Below are 17,903 nucleotides of genomic sequence, written 5' to 3'. Positions count from 1 at the left end.
TTTATAATTTTTTTATGAAAAATAAGAACATAAAAAGTACTTTTGCTTGAGAAATAAAGAAAGAAATAATAAATAATGCTTCTTCTAAACCGGAAATTTTCGCTTTTTTATCGGGTTTAATTTTCGCCAACGCAAGCGAAAATGAAACTAGATACGAGCTAAAAATCAAAAATCAATACATTTTAGAAAAAATTATCTTAAAGCTTTCAAAAATGAAAATACCATTTGAGAAAAATGAAAAATGAAAGACAAAAATTATCATTAATAAAAAAGATTTTTTAGTAAAAGATGAAATTGATTATAAAGATTATTTAACTTTCTTTTTTGCTGGTGTTTTTTGTGGAAGCGGGAATATTTCATCAAAAGTATCTACATCTTATCATTTAGAAATTTCTTCGCGATACAAAGAAAAAATTGACAAAATTATGGAAAAACTCAATTTGTACGAGTTTCATTTTCAACAATTTTATCGTAACGAAAAGTACTATATATATGTTAAAAAACAAGATAAACTACTAGATTTTTTATCAGCAATTGGTGCTAAAAAATCATGATTTAAACTACAAAATTGAAGAATCGAAAAAGATAAAGAAAATATATTAAACCGTATTAATAATATTGATATTAGTAATCTTCAAAAAATTGCAAAAAGCTCATTAAAACACATCGAAAATATTAACTATGTTTTTGAAAATAATCTAGAATCTGAATTTAAAGAAAATGAACTTGTTTTCTTTAGAGTTAAAACAGAAAACAAATGAGCTTCTTTTGTCGAATTATCTAATATTTTACTGACTGAAAATAACATTTTTATCACAAAGAGTGGGCTAAATCATTGATTAAGAAAATTGGAAAAAGTAGTAGAAAAACACAAAAATAGTAAGCATTTTGAGTAATCAAGTTATTCAAAAATTTGAGCTTTCATTTGAAATCTAGCTTATATAATAATTAATATGAAAAACACAATTAATAACTCTACTTTTGCAGCAATTGATGTTGGTGGAACTAATACTCGTTTTGCTCTTTTTGATGAAAAAGGTGAAATTATATTAAAAAACAAAACAGCAACAAACTACAATGATGCTGGCGAAACTTTAAATTGAATTTTAAAAAATATTGAAGAACATAAAATTAATTATTTAGCTCTTTGTATACCTGGTCCTAGTGATTATGCAAACGGAATTGTTTTAAAAAGCCCTAATTTAGGTGCTTCTTGAGAAAATTTAGATTTAAAGAAATATTTATTAGAAAACTCTAGCTATCTTAAAGATGTAATTTTTGAAAATGATGCGAATGCAATGGCTTATGCAAATCATAAAATGAATAATTGTAACAAAGATGAAATCTCTCAATTTTTTACAATTTCAACAGGTTTTGGTGCAGGTTTAGTTATCGACAATAAAATATATCATGGCAATAAATACTACGCAGAAGAAATAGCACAATTACCAATTAGCGCCAAACCTTTTTTTGGCGAACATCGTTTACTTAATCCTTTTGCACTAGAGTTACATTGTTCAGGCACAGGAATTGAAACAAAAGGGAAGTTTTATCAAATCGCAAACTCTACTAAAGAAGTGTTTGAGTTAGCAAAAAAAGAAAATAAAGTAGCTTTAGAAATAATTGCCGAAGCTAAAGATGCATTAGCTCGTACATTTGCTATTTTTGCAGGAATAATAGCTCCACATTACTTTTTTGTTGGTGGAAGTGTTGCTTTAAATTCTAAAAAAATGATAAAAGAAGCTTTTGAAGAAGCTAAAAAAATGAGCGATCCTAACCATTTTAAAGAAACAAAATTAATTTTTGACAAAATGGGTGACGATAGTGCTTTAATCGGTTTATACCATTTAATTAAGGACAAAAATAGCAAATAAAAAGTTTGCTATTTTTCTTTTTCAACTCTACTTTTTAGAAAAATTTAATAAAATTTATTTTAAATAAACTAATTTATTTCAAAATATGATAGGAATTAAAAAATGAATAAAAAAGAAGCTTTTTATAATGAAAAATTAGCAAAAATGCAACTACTTGCAAAAAATCCATATTATGCAGACAGATTTGCGTTTTTAAACTATTCTCAAATTAAAATTAATCAAAAATTAAGAAATAACTCAGCATTTTTAAACAAAAATCACATCACACCTTTTGCTGGACTAATGAACGATCCAAATGGACTTGTATTTTTTAAAGGTTATTATTATGTGTTTTATCAAAATGTGCCACAAATTGCTATGCATAAAACAAAATTATGAAGTGCTTATAGAACTAAAGATTTTAGACATTTTGAAGATTTAGGTGTTATGATCACACCTTCAATTCCAGAAGATTGAGATGGAGTTTTTAGTGGTGGAGGTATAGTTGTTGAGAATAAACTTTATGTTTACTACACAGGAAATACAAAAAAATGATTAAACGAAAAAGATTTTATCCGTGGTTCAGCTACTATTCTTTGTGAATTTGATGAGCAAAAACTTGCTTTTAAAGAGAAAAAAGTTTTATTTGAAGTTAATAAAGATATTTACACTGGTGATTTTAGAGATCCGTTTCCTTTTTATAAAAAAGATAATCAAACTTTTTATTTATTCCATGGAGCACAATTAAAAGACTCTAAAAAAGGTTCAATTTCAATTTACCATTCAAAAAAACATGATCAAGACTTTCAACTTCTTGGAACTCTTAAAATTAATAACTTTCAAACTCCTGATGCTTATATGTATGAATGTCCAATTTATTTTGAATTGGATGGATATGATGTTTTAAGTTTTTCAACCCAAGGTCAAAAGTATTTTCATCCATATAATGAAAAAAATGATAATGTCGTATTTTTAATTGGAAAAATGGATTGAGAAACTTGTGAATTTAATGTTGAATGAATGCAACACGCCGATTTAGGGTTTGATTTTTATGCTTGCCAAACATTTAATAATACAAAAAATAATGAAATTATATATTTAGGTTGAGCAGCTAAACCACAAGATTTTGAAGTAGCAACCTTTGATGATGGTTATGCTCACCACATGAATTTACCAAGAAAATTACAAATTAAAGAAAAACATTTATATCAAATTCCTCATTTTTTAAATCTTTCAGACCGCAAAAGTAAACTTACAAAACAATTTACATTAGCTAATAACTCATACTTTATTGAATTAAATCTAGAAATAAACAAAGACAATTTTAGCTTCGAAATTGAAAATTTAGACAAAGAGAAAATTACATTTAGCTACGAAAATAATGTCTTTAAAGTTGATAGATCACAAATGTCAGTATTAGAAGCATTAGAAACAGGTCTTGTTGTTGAAAGAGAAATTACTCAAATTCAAAGTTTAGAAATCATTTTGGACAAATCATTTATTGAAATTTTTATCAACAAAGGTCAAGAAGTTTTTAGTGCAAAATACTTTATTAAAGGTCAAAAAATCTTGAAAACAAAAAACTTAATCGGAGAAATAACAGAAATGAATTCATTCACAGAAGAAAGAAAATCTGACAAAGTTATTCTTTTGCCAGGAGAAGCATTAATTGATAAATATAAAACTGATACAGAAACATTAGAAAAAGTAGGTGGTGCTCCTCTTAATGTTTGTGGCGCAGTTCAATTACTTAATCAAAATGCATATTTTTTAGGAAGTATTGGTGATGACAAATATGGTCAAATCATTGATAATTTCTTTGATTTATATAAGCTAAATAAAAAATATTTACAAAAAATTAATCAAAAAACAACTGTTGCTAATGTTGTTTTGGATTCTAACGGAGAAAGAAACTTTACCTTCGAAAGAGGTGCAGATGAAAGTTTTAAATTAAATGATTTACCACCATTTGATGCACTTGTTTTATCTTCAGCAACTGCTTTTTTAGGTGGAGAGTTATTTGAAACATACAATAAATTATTAACAAAAGCAAAACAAGATAAAAAAATTGTTTTCTTTGATCCAAATTATCGTGATGCTTTATATAGTGATAAACTCAAAGATTTTAGAAATAAAGCGAAATACTACATTGAAAATTCTGATGTTATAAAACTTTCAGATGAAGAATTAAAATTAATTTACGGTTTTGATTTAAATCAAATTGAAAATCTTTCACAACTTAAAAACAAAATATTCTTAATCACTCTTGGCGAAAAAGGAACATTGGTGTTTTTAAATGGAGAAAAAGAAATAGTTCCAAGTATTAAGGCTAAAGTAGTTGATACAACAGGAGCTGGAGATTCATTCTTTGGATACTTTATCGCTCAATTTATCGAACATAACAACTTTGATTTAACAAATCTGAAGATTAGTGATTTTAAACATATTATCAAAAAAGCTAATATTTGTGCATCCTTTGTAATTGGTAAAAAAGGCGCCATTGAATCATTACCAACCATCAAAGAAATTGAGGAAAAATTCAATGAAGAACTTCTCAAATAAAACTAAATTTAAACTCTTAATTCTTACATTAGTATTAATTGGGCTAATTTTAGGAGTGATAATATCATTAGTTATTTATTTTAATGTTGAAGCTGGTAAATTTATTTGATATGGATGAATTTTAATCCCTATTTGTGTAATGTTGATATTTACATTATCTATTTATGGTATTTTAAATTTATTCGGCTTTTTCAAGTGACTTTATCGTGAGAAAAAATAAAAAATCAAAAAGGTCATATAATTATTATAGAGATTGCATAAATCTCATTTCTAAAAAAAGAAAAGCACCTTGCCTGCCAAGGTGCTTTAATATTACTACAAAGAAAAATCAACATATCGCTTTGATATTGATCGTTCTTCTTTCTTCATGATATCTCAAATAGTTATTATTTAGATCAATAAAGTCTTCAAATTTAGTAACAAAAAATGAATACGTCTTAAAAATAGATGTATTCATTTTTTTATATCATTATAGTTTATCCTGAGTTTCCAAGTTAAAAAGCATAAAAAAGACGAATATTACTATAATATAGCGATATTCGTCTTTTTTGTGTCTTAAATTACACACATAAATTTAACCTATGCAAGCAATGAAGTCTTTGTAAATTTTGAAATATTTTTTATGATCTTCATCAAATTCATTAGTTGTCGTGTTTACAATTTCTCCATTCACTTCCTTTTTGGACATTTTTATTAGATTTATAGAGTCAATAAGCATTTTTAAAGTTACTTCTTGTATTTCTCCATTATCATCATAATATTTCTTTAATTTAAAGAGACAATACTTTAATGTCACAAGTGATAAAAAACATAATAGTATATGAGCTAAAATATGATTTTCATTGTGAACATATACTGGTCTAATTTGAATTGATGATTTTAAAGTTCTAAAATTCTCTTCAACTTTTCACTGTTGTCTGTAAATTTCTATAGCTTTTTCAGCTGTTAGGTTGTGAATATTTGTTTCAATCATGTAAAAACCGTCTTGATCGGCTATTTTTTTAATTTTCTCATAGTTCAATTTTGCAACTGTTTTACCTTCAATATCCATGTATTTTTTCTTGTATTCAGGCACTAAATCACTCAAACAAATTTTTTGATTTGTGGATTTTTTATCTATTTTGGATAAGAAATTTAATCTTTTTATTCTATCAAGTGTTTGTTTTGCTGGACTAAAGTAAACAATTTGTTTTCTTATTTCACCATTAAATCTCTTTTTGTTTCACACTGAATCTACATATCTTTCTTTCGAAAAAATTTCATTTTTGTACATGTAATCTTTATCCTCAACGATAAAATTTCTGCCTTCTTCATTCAATGTATCAATTCTTTTTTGGAAAATGTATTTGAAGCCTTTTTGTTCAAGGAAACGAAGATTTGCATTGTTATTTAAACCACGATCTGCAACTATTGTCAAGTTTGATATATTGTAAATTTTCTTCATTTCAACAAGAAAATCAATCATTGTTTTAGAATCAGCAGTATTTCCTGGAAAAACTTTGTAATGAAATGGTATTCCATTTGAATCCACTGACATAGCAATTACAACTTGATCTTCATTATGTTTCCCATCTTTTGAAAAGCCTTTTTTTCTTATTCCTTTTCTTTCAAAACTTTCGAAATAAACAGTTGTATTGTCAAAATGAAGTATATGATCATTTGTATTTGTTAGCTCGTTAATTTTTTTATGCAAATCAGCTAAAATGGTATTTTTATGCTCCAAAACTGTATCTAAATAGTTAAAAATTGATGATTTTTGAACATCTATTTTATTTATAAAATCGTTTTTATTTTTAAATTGTGATGTATAACTTCTTGGTATCAAAATACGAGTCGCAATGATAAAATCCAAAACTTCTTCTAAAGCCTTGTGTTTAGTTTTTGGAAGAGATTTGAATAACTCCAATTCTTTAATAATCTTGTAAATTGCTTCAATTCCGATATTTTGAAATTTAGTTTTAACAGAAGTTGGATCCAACATTTTAAAAAACTCTGCTTTAACATCTTTTTTACTTAAATTAGTGTTTATTTGTGCTGCTATTGGTTTAATATCATCAATTTCGGAAAGGTTATATTTCTCTTTAATATCTTCTCAGTATCCTAAACCTACTTGACTTCCATATCCTTTGCCGAAACCTTTTGAAATTGCTAACACCAAATAATACTTACCATTTTGTTTTTTCTTGCATAAATTATATTTCATAACATATATATTATACCATATTTAAGTGTGTAAAGTGTGTAAAAAATAAAAATTTTTCGAAAATTCATATATCTACGATATATGGTTAAAAAAAGACCTCAAAAAATGAGGTCTAACTTGGAAACGCAGGATTTTTTTATATCATTATAGTTTATTTGTTAATTAACTATTAGTTACCTTTCTTTCTTCTTTTTCAACCAAAGAAAAGAAGTAAGAAAAGCCCAATAACTGTAGCAGATAAAGCAACATATAGTCAAATTAAAGGTCATTTAACAGCATGTTTTTTACCTTTTGTAACTTCTAAAGCAGCACTATAAAGAACTTCAGAAGCATCACGTTTTTCAATATTTTTTATTGTTTGGACATCTTCTTCTGAAAGTGCATCACTATTTTTGGTGATTATCTCGAAGTAATTTTTTGCTTTTAATTCCTCATCAAACTCTTTATATTTATTAGAAAGAATACTATCTAATTGTTCAATTACTTGTTCAAATTTTTCAGCATCTTGATTAAGTAATGAATTAACTAAATCAATTTCGCTTTGCGCGATTTGGTTTAATATGTTTTTATTAGAAATAATTCTATCTTTAATTAAGTTTAATTCTTCTGAATTTAAACTGAGATTTAGATTTGTAGCAATTGCTTTTTCTAATTTTTGTTTAAGTTCAGCATAATTTTCAGAATCTACCTTTGTGTCTCTATATTCTTTAAGTGCATTTGATAAATTAGTATATTGCTTGTATCCGTTTGCGATATTTTCATAATCAGGATTATTAATACCAATTTCTTTAATTCGATTAATTATTTGATCAATTTCAGAATCCAATAATGAATTAGTTTTGCTATTATCTAATAATTTCTTAACTAATTGATTTGCTTCTAAAATCTCATTTTTAAGATCTTTATATCAATTTGGAACGTTAGAATCTGCATTCTTAACACGCTCAATTAATTGATCTTTATCGCTTTTTGTTAAATTAGGTTGTGAATTAATTCAATTAATTAATTCTTGTTTTTTATCATTTAATTCTTTTGCTTTTTCTAAAATATCATAACGTTGCTTTGGATCATTAGTATTTTCAATTTGATCTTTATAAGCTTGTTTTTCTTGTTCTGATAAATTAGGTAAGTTGTCAATTGCATCTTTAAGATCTTGTTTATTATCAAAAATATCTGCAATAGCATCTTTGATTTCTTGAATAACTTTTTCTATTTCGTTTGAAGTTTTGTTATTTAAGTTTTCAAGAATTTCTCTTCCTTTTTCAATTGCTTTATCATATGCATTTTGTTTCTCTTTTGGAGCAACAATGTAAGGATCCTGCTTAATAAATTGATTTGATTCATTTACTAATTTTTCAAGTTCATCAACTAATAATTGTTTTCTTTGATCTCCATTTAAAGCTTCAAAATCTTTTTTAAGAGTAAGTAACACTTCTTCAGTTTGCTCTAAATTAAGGTTTTTTCCGTTTTCTTTATTAACTAAATTTTGAGCTTTGTTATATGAGTCATCAAAATTATTCTTAAGTTCTTCACTTGCATTAATGTAATTGTTTGATTGTTTTGGATCACTTGCCTTACCTTCTTGAATTACATTATTGATATATTCATTTAATTGCTTCATCTTATCATTTAAAAGTGATGCTTGATTATTAATTCGGTTAACTTCGCTAATTAATTTAGCGTTAGCAATTTGTTCTTTAAAATGTTCAATTTGAGCGTTATTTAAACTTTGATAATCGCTTAATTTACCAAGCATCTCTTTTTTAGCTTGATCAAGATTTTCATTTGCTTCAGCAATTAAATTAGCCATATCTTCTTTTGTTTTTGTAATTAAACTATCAATCTTATTATTGAGCTCTTCTCAATTTACAGGATCTTGAAGTTCAGAATTAATTAGATCATCATTATTGATAATATCTTGATCTAATTTAGCTTTTGTTTCTGGTGTTGCGTTTTGATATTCACTTTCTTTTTGAAGATTTTTAGCATCGTTTTGAACTTTTTTAAGTTCTTCCATTTTTGAAGATAAATTATCTACAATTTCTTTAATTTGATTTAATTTATCATCATTTTTAGCTTTTTCAACTTCATTAGTCAACTTTTCTTTTTGAGAAGGGGTTAAATTAGGGTCGTTAATAATTTGGTTAATCAGTTGATCTTTTTTATTACTAAAGTTTGTTTCACCATTAAGTTTATTTTTAGCTTCTGTAAGTTCTTTTTCAATTCTTGCAACTTCATTTAAATCAAGGTTTTCTCCCTTAGCTTTATCAACTAAGTTTTCAGCATTTGCAAGTTTAGTATCATAATCAAATTTTAAGTTATCATCAGCATTTGCATATTTAATTGGATGTTCTGAAAGTTGCTTTTTAGCTTCGCTAATAGCATCATTTAACTGGTTCATAGCACCATCTAAAGTATTTGCTTTAGCTTTAATGCTTTCAACTCTTTCAAGCAATTCAGCATTATTAACTTCTGCAATTAAAGCTTCTTTTTGCTTATTATTAAGGTTATTTAAACCGTTAATGTAACTAATTGCTTCGTTTTTAGCATCAGCTAATTTTGTATCACCATTAAGATTGTTGATTGATTCTTTTAAGTTTGAAACAAGCTCATTAATTTTTTCTGGAACAATGATGCTTGATTTTTTATTCTCAGCATCTTCACCTTCTTTTGATACTTTTTCTACCTCAATAAGTGCATTATCATAATTGTTTTTGTAAGGTTTTTCAGCTGTATTATCTGCGTTAAGGTAATTTCCAGTTTCTTTTGTTTTAGCTTCTTTTTGTTGCTTAGCTAAAGTGTTAAGTTCTTTCATTGCTTCATTAACTTGATTTGCAATTTCTTTAACTTTAGCAACTCCTTCAGGAGTTTTTTGTTCAGAAACTTTTTGCTTAAGAGCATCTTTTTGAGCTTGGTTTAAATCGCTGAGATTATCAATAAAATCATTTGCATCATTTTGAACTCTAGTAATGTTTTGCTCACCATTAAGTGCATCAAAAGCATTTTGAATTGCATCATTAATTGCTTTAATATTTTCAGTATCAAGCAACTTATCGAAAGTGTTATTGCTTAAGTTATTATTAAGCACCTGTGCATTATCAATTGCTTTATCATAAGCATCTCTTAAAGCTTTTTCAGAACCAGTGTAACGAATTGCTTCTTTATTTGAGCTTGCTGCATTGATATTATCTTTTAACAATTTAGTTGCTGAATTAAGGACTGAATAAGCTTTATCAAGATCTTCTACTTTTTTAAGTGTGTTTATGTTGCTTGAATCAATTTGAGCTTTAGCAGCTGCTTTTTGTGCATCAGTTAAATCATTGTATTTAGTATCAATATTATTTTTTGCTTTTGTTTTTGCCTCAGCAAGTTTTTCATCACCATTAAGTGCTTCTCTTGCATTAATTAATTTTTTATGTTTTTCCTTAACTTTTGCTAAATCAAAATTAGGACCATTTTTAACATTTGTATGATTTGCTTGGTTTGTTAAAGCATCATCAAAAGCTTGTTGAAGCCCTTTATCTGCTTGAGTGTAATCTACATCAGTTTTTGAAATTGGGTTAGAAGCAAAATTTTCATTTTTGTAATCAAGCATTGCTGCATCTAAAATATCAGCATTACTTTGAATTGCTTCAATTTGAGAAACATTATTATTAATAACTTGATCAACTAAATCTTGCTTTTGAGCATTTGTAAGATTTGTTAACTCTTTAATGTGCTTAATAGCATCTGTTTTTGCTTTGTTTTCTTGTTTTGCTTGTTCTACTAAAGCATTAACTTTTGCATCAAAACTTTGAGCATTAGAATCTACTTCATCTTGAATAATTCAAGATGGATTTGTTGATTCTTGGTAAGTTAATGGAGCTTGATTAATTAAACTTTCATAATTTTGTTTTTCTTTTGAACTTAAGTTGTTTAAGTTAGTAACAATATTGTTTGCTTTACTTTTTGCTGAATCTAAATAAGTTTTTAATAATGCAAAAACTTCATCACGGTTAATATTTTTATCAAGCGAGTCAACATTATTTTTAAGAGCTATCTTTTGCTCATCATCTAATAAAACAAATTGATCTATTTTTGCTTTTAGATCTTTTCTGCTTCCATCTAAATTATTAGTTTTTGTAATAAGGTCATCAGCAGCTTTATCAACTCTTTTTGCTAATGATTCTAAAGTTTTTGCTTTTTCTTCAGTAAATTCAACCAATCCAATTGTTGCTTTTTCTGCAATTGCATCATTAAGAGATTTATTTAATGCATCTTTAGCAGTTTGTTCATCTAATTTAAAAATTGGTTGGTTTTTAGCATCTTGTGCATTGATAATTGCTTGCTCTAATTTTTTAAGGTTAGTATTTAAGTTTGTTGCATTATTTTGAATACTTTGAGCAGCTTGAAGTGAATTTTGATTTTCAATAACACTATTAAGTTCGCTTCTTTGTTGTGAAGTTAACTTATCAAGGTCATTAATTGCTTTTTTAATTTCTTGAGCGTTTTCACCACCATTTAACGCTTCTTTTGCACTAGATAATTCTTGCGCTAATTTATTTAAGTTTGCAAGATCTTTAGCATGGCTATCAGGATTGATTTCTGTGCTCAATGTACTTAAAGCATTATCAAAAGCATCTTTTTTTATCTTGATCTGATAAACGGTAATCAATTGAATTTTTATATTTTTCTGCTTCCAGCTTAAGTTGATCAGCTAATTGTTTAGCGTTATTATATGCTTTTGCTTCTTCTAAAATTTCCTCAGCTTTTTCTGTTGTTGTAACATTTTCAATTCTTGCTTTATAAGCATCTTGTTGATTAGTGTTAATTGCATTTAACTGGTCAATTAAGTTTTTAAGAGTTTGTTTTTTAGCATTTTTAAGAATTTCATCCAATTGATCTTGTGGTGTTGGATTTTGATTGTCAATTGTAAAATCAACCTTTTTGACTTGCTTAATGTATTCTTGAAGTTGCTCGCTACTTAAATCATTAAGTTTATTTAATTCATCAATTGTTTTTTGTTTTGCTAAGTTGTAACGTTCAGCTTTTTGCTTAATTTCATCAATTAAATTTGCTTTATTTGAACTAGTATTATCAATGTTATTGATATTAGAAATTAAATTACTAATTTCATTTGAGTTTAAATTAGTTAATTGATCAATTTCTTGGATTGCTTTTTGCTTGAGACCATCTAAGTTAGCAAAAGAATTTTCCAAGCTTCCATTAGTTCGATTATCATCAATTAAAACATCTAATTGTGAACCTTCATTTGTTCCATCATTTTGAGTTGAATTAATAAGTTCTTTAGCTGCATTAAAAACTGAATCATAAGCTTGTTTTTTCTCTTTTGTTGCATAAATGTAATCATCTAATGAATGAACATTTTTATCTTCATATTTAGTTACTAAATCTTTAAGTGTGCTCATATTTTGATTAATTGAACTATAGCCATTAAATGCTTTTTGAGCATCTACATAACTTTGAGAATCATTAATAGCTTGAATTAAGTTCGCAGTTTGTTTTGGATTTAAATGTGGATATGAATTATTTATTTGATTTTTTAAATCTTGTTTTTGTGCTTCTAAAACAAGTTTATCTAATTCTTTTTTACTTTCTTCACTTAAAGCGATTGGATTTGAATTAGGTACAACTGTTACAACAAGATTTTTAACTTTTTCAATATAAAACTCTTTTTGTCCTTGTGAATTATTTGAATTTGTTGTTAAATGATTTAATGCATCAATTAACGCAATTCTCTTTTCTTTTTCGGAATTAATTAAGTTGGCTTTTTCAATTATTGCACTAATTTGATCAGTGTAATTGTCTTCAAGTAAATCAATTGCATCAAGTTCTGCTATTAAAGCTTCTTTTTCTGTGTTATTTAAATTTGGATATTGTGAGCTATCATTAATTTTATTTTTAGTCACAACAATTTCACCATCTAATAAAGCAAAAAGATTGTTTAAACTATTAGCTTCGTTTTTGTTAGCAATTAAAGTTTCTAAATTATTAGTTGCATCTGCTAATTTTCCATTATCTGTTGTTGAAACAAGCAGATCTTTGGCATATTGTAAGTTTGTATCAAAATTAGTTTTTGGTGTTTGATTAGCTTCTGAATATTTTGAATTGGTATTAGCTTTTTTGAATTCTTCCATTGCAGGAATTACAACTTCTTTAAGTTGTTTCATATTTTCATTAATAGAATGATAGCTATCAAATTTCTCTTGAGCTAATTCTTTTGTTGTTTGTTCATTGATTAAGTTAATTAAATCAGCTTTTTGTTTAGGGTTTAAGTAAGTGTAAGTTGTATCAATTAAATTAATTAAGCCTTGCTTTGTAGCATCTATAACAATATTTTCAAATTTTTGTTGATTATTTGAATCGTTTTCATTGTACTCTGCATTTTTAATCTTTGTAATATACTCTTGTTTTTCTTGGCCGTTTAAACCATCGATCTTTTTAATTTTTTCTATATATTTTGCTTTTTCGTCATTTGCTTTTTTAGCTTTATTAAGAATCTCAGTAATTTCATCTTTGCTTTTTGCATTTTGAATTAACTCTTTATATTTATTTTTTTCTGTTTCTGAAAGATTATCAAGACCATCAATTTCTTTTGATGCACTATTTTTTTGAAGGTTAATTAATGCATTATCTAAAGCATTAATTAATTGATCAACTTGATCAGCATTTGCATTAGCGTTAATTAAGTCTTGCGGAGTTTTATTAATACTTGTATTTCTGTTATTAATAATATCTTTTGCATTAGTTAAAGCATCATCATAAGCTTTTTTAAATTCTTTCGATGCATTAGTATATTCAGGAGAATTTTTATTAGTTGTTTCTTGAGATGCCTTATCAATTAATCTAGACATTTTGTCATAAAGTGTATCAGCGTTATTTTTAACTACCTCAATGTTAGTTAAATCATTAGATTTGATTTGCTTTTTGATTTCATTAATTTGTGAATCATTAAGTTTTTTAGGCTCGCGATCGTTAATCTCATTAAAGGCATTTTCTTTAGCTGTATTATCGTTTTGAGCACTTTCTACAATATTATCAATAAACTCTTTTGAATTAGAATTATTAGCTACAAGATCAACTTGATCAATTTTATTTTTAAAGCTTGTTTTTTCATTATCACTTAAAAAGTCAAGATTATCAATTAATTTTTTAGCAACTTCTTGATCACCATTTAATTTTGCAAATTCATTTTTAAGAGAACTGTTTGTAATCTCATCAGCAATTAAGGTATCTAAAATGCTTTCACCATTATTTTGATTAGAAGTTAATAAATCTTTTGCTTTTTGAATTAAGTTATCAAAATCAGTTTTGTTTGTAGCTTCTGTATATTTAGCTTGTGTTGTATTTCCTTCAAGTTCATTAATAATATCTTTTAACGACTTCATTTTAGTGTTAATCGTTTCATAATTTGTGAAAATATTATCTAAATTACTTATTGGTTCAGTATTTAATTTATTGATTAATTCTTCTTTTTGTTTAGGGTTTAAGTTCTTAAGTTCATCAACACGATTTAAGTAAACTGTTCTTTCAAGCTTTTCTTTAACCTTGTCAAGTTCATCAGTAGCTGATTTGCTATTAGCTTCATTAGTTAATTCTTTTGCTTGCTCTGGTGTTATTTTACCTGCGTTTTTGTATTCTTGAATTTTATCTAAAATTGAATTTCGATACTCTTCTAAATTAGTTAAGAATCCTGTTAAGCTAACTTCTTTGGTTGCACTAATATCAGTTGAACCAACTGAATCGAGGGTATTTAATTCAGATAAAGATTTATTAGTTTTGATTTTAACAGAGATATTAAGTGTACCACTAACATCATTTGGACTAACAATACTTATTACTTGACCACTAGCTCGATCACTTGATTTAATTACGTTATTATTAAAGCTTAATTGAGCAAATTGCACAAGTGAAGCTTTAGTATTATTTTTGTTTAATCCTGTGTAATTTACAAGTGGATTTTGACTATTTGCATTGACCAAACCTTGCGCTAATTTCGCAATTCTTTCTGCTTCAGTTGTAAATTGGTTATTTTCAACATTTACAAAAGCTTCTTTTGAATTAGAAATAGCATTATTTAGTCCATTCTGAGTAGATTGAAGGCGGTAAGTAATTTTTAATCTACCTGTAATATCATCAAATTTGAAACTATCATAAACTACTTCTTGAGTATTTGAATCCATTGATACTTTAACATATTGTTCAATATTATCACTGTTAATTTCAGAAGCAAGAACTTTAACAGCATTTTTAGTAAATGAAACATTAACTTCATTATTTAAACGATTTACTTCTTCATTTTGATTTGTTAAAAATCCTGTTGCACTATTATTGTTTTTTGATTTGTAAATAACATCTGTAAGGTCAGTTTTAGTAGAAACAATGCTTCAAGTTCAAGTAGCACTTCCGTTTTCATCACTTGTATTAGTTAAAGCGGGAACAACTTTTGCTTTTGAGTTAGCTAAATTATTATTGATAATTTCAATGTCAAAACTTGAAAAATTTAAACTTGATGCTTTTGTAGTGTTTTTATCAATTGTATTTTTAAGGTTAATAAGACCAAAATTATCTAATTTTTTAAGTCTTTCTTGTTCGTTTTCAAAATCACTAACAACTACATTTGCAATATGTTTTGAAATAGCGCTTGGTGTAGTGACTAATTTTGACACTACATCATAAGAAATAGTAATTTGACCATTACGTTGATTTGTTTTATTAACAATAATATTTGTAATTTCTTCAGTTGCACTGTTGTAATTTGCAAAAGTCAAATAATTAGCAACATTAGAATTATTTACAGCATCTGAACTAATTGCTTTGCTATTTTTAATTGTAACTGTTGGAGAAACTTCGCTTATTCTTTGCAATTCTGTTTTAAACCCTGTAAGAGCATGTGGTGCATTAGCATCGTCTGATGTAACATTTTGAGAAACATTTAAATTAGGTTTTGCTGAATTAACAGTATAAGTGAAATTAATTTTTCCATTTCTTAAATCATCTTGAGTTGGAGTTTTAATTACACGGTTCGAAATAGAAAGCTGAATTGAAGGATCTGAAAGCTCTTTTAAAGTGTTATTTTCTCTAACTTTAAACACAATAGCAGTTGTTTGTGCTTGTTTAGGTGTGACATTAGCGCTATTTGGGTACTCAGCAACTAAATTAGGTAAAAGAGCTGCAATTCTTTCTTGCTCCATTTGTTCAGCGGTTTTAAAAGGACCTACAGTAACAGTTTCAGAAACATTGTTTGATTTAGGAGCTGCAAAGTTTGCTCATGATTGTCTTGAAGGATCATTAATAGTAATTAAGTTAGTTTTTTCACGTGTTGAAACTAAAGTAAAGGTTGATTTGATATTGCTTGTAGTAGCATCTCTTCCAGTAATATTAACACCATCTACTCTTGCATTTTGGACATTAGAATTAGCTGTTAAGCTAAAGTCTGCATTAGTTACATTATTTACATCTTTATTTTTATTTAAAATGCTTGAAGTTACATTACTTGCTTTTAATAACTCATTTAAACGGCTAGTTTGAGTTTTAAATCCTGAAATTATTTTAGTATAAACTGTATCTGATTTAACATTTGTCATTCCATCTTTAGTTGATTGAAGTTTATAACTAACTTGTAAATCACCGGTTACATCATCATAACCAACAATTGTAATGTCGCTTGCACTTGCTTCACCGGTTATTTGGAAACTAATTTTATTAATTGAATTTGCAATTTTAAGTGTAGATGCTTGGACTTGTTTGTCAGCCACATCAACTTTAACTGAAATATTACTATTTTCAGGATCATTTAAACGTTCTTTTTCTTCTTGTAAAGAAGTTTTAAAGTTAGTAATGAAATTTGTTGTCTTAGTTGAACTAATTTGAATATCTGATTCGCTTTTGAATTTGCTTGAAGTGATTTGATATTCTAATTTTAATTTTCCATTAGCATCATCTATTTCGGTTGTTCTAATTTTAGTTATGGTTGTATTTTCATCAGGTTTATATGTAGTTTTAAATTTATCTAATTGAGCATTTTTAGCTAAAGTACTTGAAGGATTTGGATAAGTATACTCAACAACTAAATTATTAATTCTATTTCTTTCTTGTTCAATTTCGTCACCATTAAGAGCACTAATAGCATTTGACAATGCATCTTTTTTACTTTTTGTATCTTTAAGCGCTTTTTCTGTAGAGATAAATTGACTAATTTCTTTTAATTTTGAATTAGCATCAATTAGATCTGAAGCAGAGCTAAGAGCATTATTAAAACTTGTTTTTTTAGACTTTGAAGCGCTTGTATAATCTGTTGTTTTTTGTACTCTTTTATCATCATCAATTTGAGATACAAGAGTTGGCACAAAATCATTTAATTCTTGTGCTTTATTAAAGACTGTTTCACGTTCACTTTGTGTACCTTGATGTCTAATTTCATTTAAAATTTGATTTTGTAATTGTTCAGTTAAATTTTTAAATTCTTTAACTTTTGTGTCATATGAATCTCCATTTAAAGCACCATATGCATTTTCAAGATCTGATTTAAGTGTGTTTATAGAACTAGGATCAATAATTGCTAGAGAAGTTGTATTTTGAAGCACTTCTTTAGTTTTTTGTAACTTTGTTTTAAAAGTTTCTTTAACATCATTAGTGGAATAAGTGTAATTGCTTGAAGTTAAATTTCTAGTTGCTTCATCTAAAGAATTAAATTGGTTTTTAAGCTCAACCATTGAACTATTTAAGTTTGAAATTTTATCAGAGTAAGCGTCTTTAGTTTCTCTTGTGAAAGTAGTTTCTTTAATTTCTTTAATTAAAGCATCTTTTTGATTTTGAGTTAATGCAGAATTTTTCCCATCAATAGTTGATGAATTCACTTTATCTATTAATTGTTTACGGTAACTATTTTGAGTTTTAAAAGGTAAAATAGCGCTTTGTAAACTTAGATCATCACCAAATCTGGTAGTTGAATTTTTATTAATTTGTGCATTATCGATAGCATTTCTTAACTGTTGTTTTTCAATATCTGTTAAATATGGATAATCTGAATCAATATTATTTTTTAAGTTTTCTTTAGATTTATTAAATGCTTCATTTGTTTTTGATTGTAAGAAACTGTCGGTTTGAGCGATTTTATTAGTTAATACATGTGTATTTGCATCATAAGAATAGTTGTTTTGAGCTTGGCTATTTGCAACAGCATTTTTAAATGCTGATTTTTGATCTTCTGTTAAAAATTCAAAACTATCGATGTTTCTTGAATATTCTTGTTTATTACCATTTGAGCTAACCATTTTATCCAC

Annotated in this window: 7 protein-coding genes; 4 read left to right on the top strand and 3 right to left on the bottom strand. The window is 26.6% G+C overall.

The features are described 5' to 3' along the window. Positions 1-14: 14 nt before the first annotated feature. The 4 genes from whiA (at position 15) to EXC46_RS01145 (ending at position 4,635) form a co-directional block, all read left to right on the top strand. Positions 15-896: a DNA-binding protein WhiA gene (whiA, locus tag EXC46_RS01160; protein WP_027333664.1), complete on the top strand. Its 882-nt coding sequence runs from the start codon at positions 15-17 to the stop codon at positions 894-896. Positions 897-953: 57 nt separating this feature from the next. Further along, the gene (locus EXC46_RS01155; RefSeq protein WP_027333665.1) at positions 954-1,874 is read left to right on the top strand and encodes an ROK family protein; all 921 of its coding nucleotides are present in this window, start codon (positions 954-956) and stop codon (positions 1,872-1,874) included. Between the two features lie 102 nt (positions 1,875-1,976). Beyond that, the gene (locus tag EXC46_RS01150; RefSeq protein ID WP_027333666.1) at positions 1,977-4,415 is read left to right on the top strand and encodes a PfkB family carbohydrate kinase; all 2,439 of its coding nucleotides are present in this window, start codon (positions 1,977-1,979) and stop codon (positions 4,413-4,415) included. Continuing rightward, entirely contained in the window at positions 4,396-4,635 is a 240-nt protein-coding gene (locus tag EXC46_RS01145) for a hypothetical protein (RefSeq protein WP_027333667.1), read from the top strand. Before EXC46_RS01150 ends, EXC46_RS01145 begins: the two co-directional genes overlap by 20 nt. Positions 4,636-4,989: 354 nt before the next feature. Here the strand turns inward: EXC46_RS01145 and EXC46_RS01140 are convergent, their stop codons facing one another. The 3 genes from EXC46_RS01140 to EXC46_RS01130 form a co-directional block, all read right to left on the bottom strand. After that, on the bottom strand, positions 4,990-6,618 hold the full coding sequence (locus EXC46_RS01140; protein WP_084262976.1) for an IS1634 family transposase: 1,629 nt from the start codon (positions 6,616-6,618) through the stop codon (positions 4,990-4,992). Positions 6,619-6,787: 169 nt separating this feature from the next. Next, positions 6,788-11,272, bottom strand: coding sequence for a GA module-containing protein (locus tag EXC46_RS01135; protein WP_027333822.1), 4,485 nt, complete (start codon positions 11,270-11,272; stop codon positions 6,788-6,790). Beyond that, positions 11,226-17,894: a GA module-containing protein gene (locus EXC46_RS01130; RefSeq protein WP_027333821.1), complete on the bottom strand. Its 6,669-nt coding sequence runs from the start codon at positions 17,892-17,894 to the stop codon at positions 11,226-11,228. Before EXC46_RS01130 ends, EXC46_RS01135 begins: the two co-directional genes overlap by 47 nt. Positions 17,895-17,903: the final 9 nt, after the last annotated feature.

Origin of the sequence: Mycoplasmopsis glycophila (assembly GCF_900660605.1) — a bacterium.
Taxonomy (GTDB): Bacteria; Bacillota_I; Bacilli_A; order Mycoplasmatales; family Metamycoplasmataceae; genus Mycoplasmopsis; species Mycoplasmopsis glycophila.
Note: the sequence above shows the minus strand (reverse complement) of the source record. Positions and strands in the feature narration are given on the sequence as shown.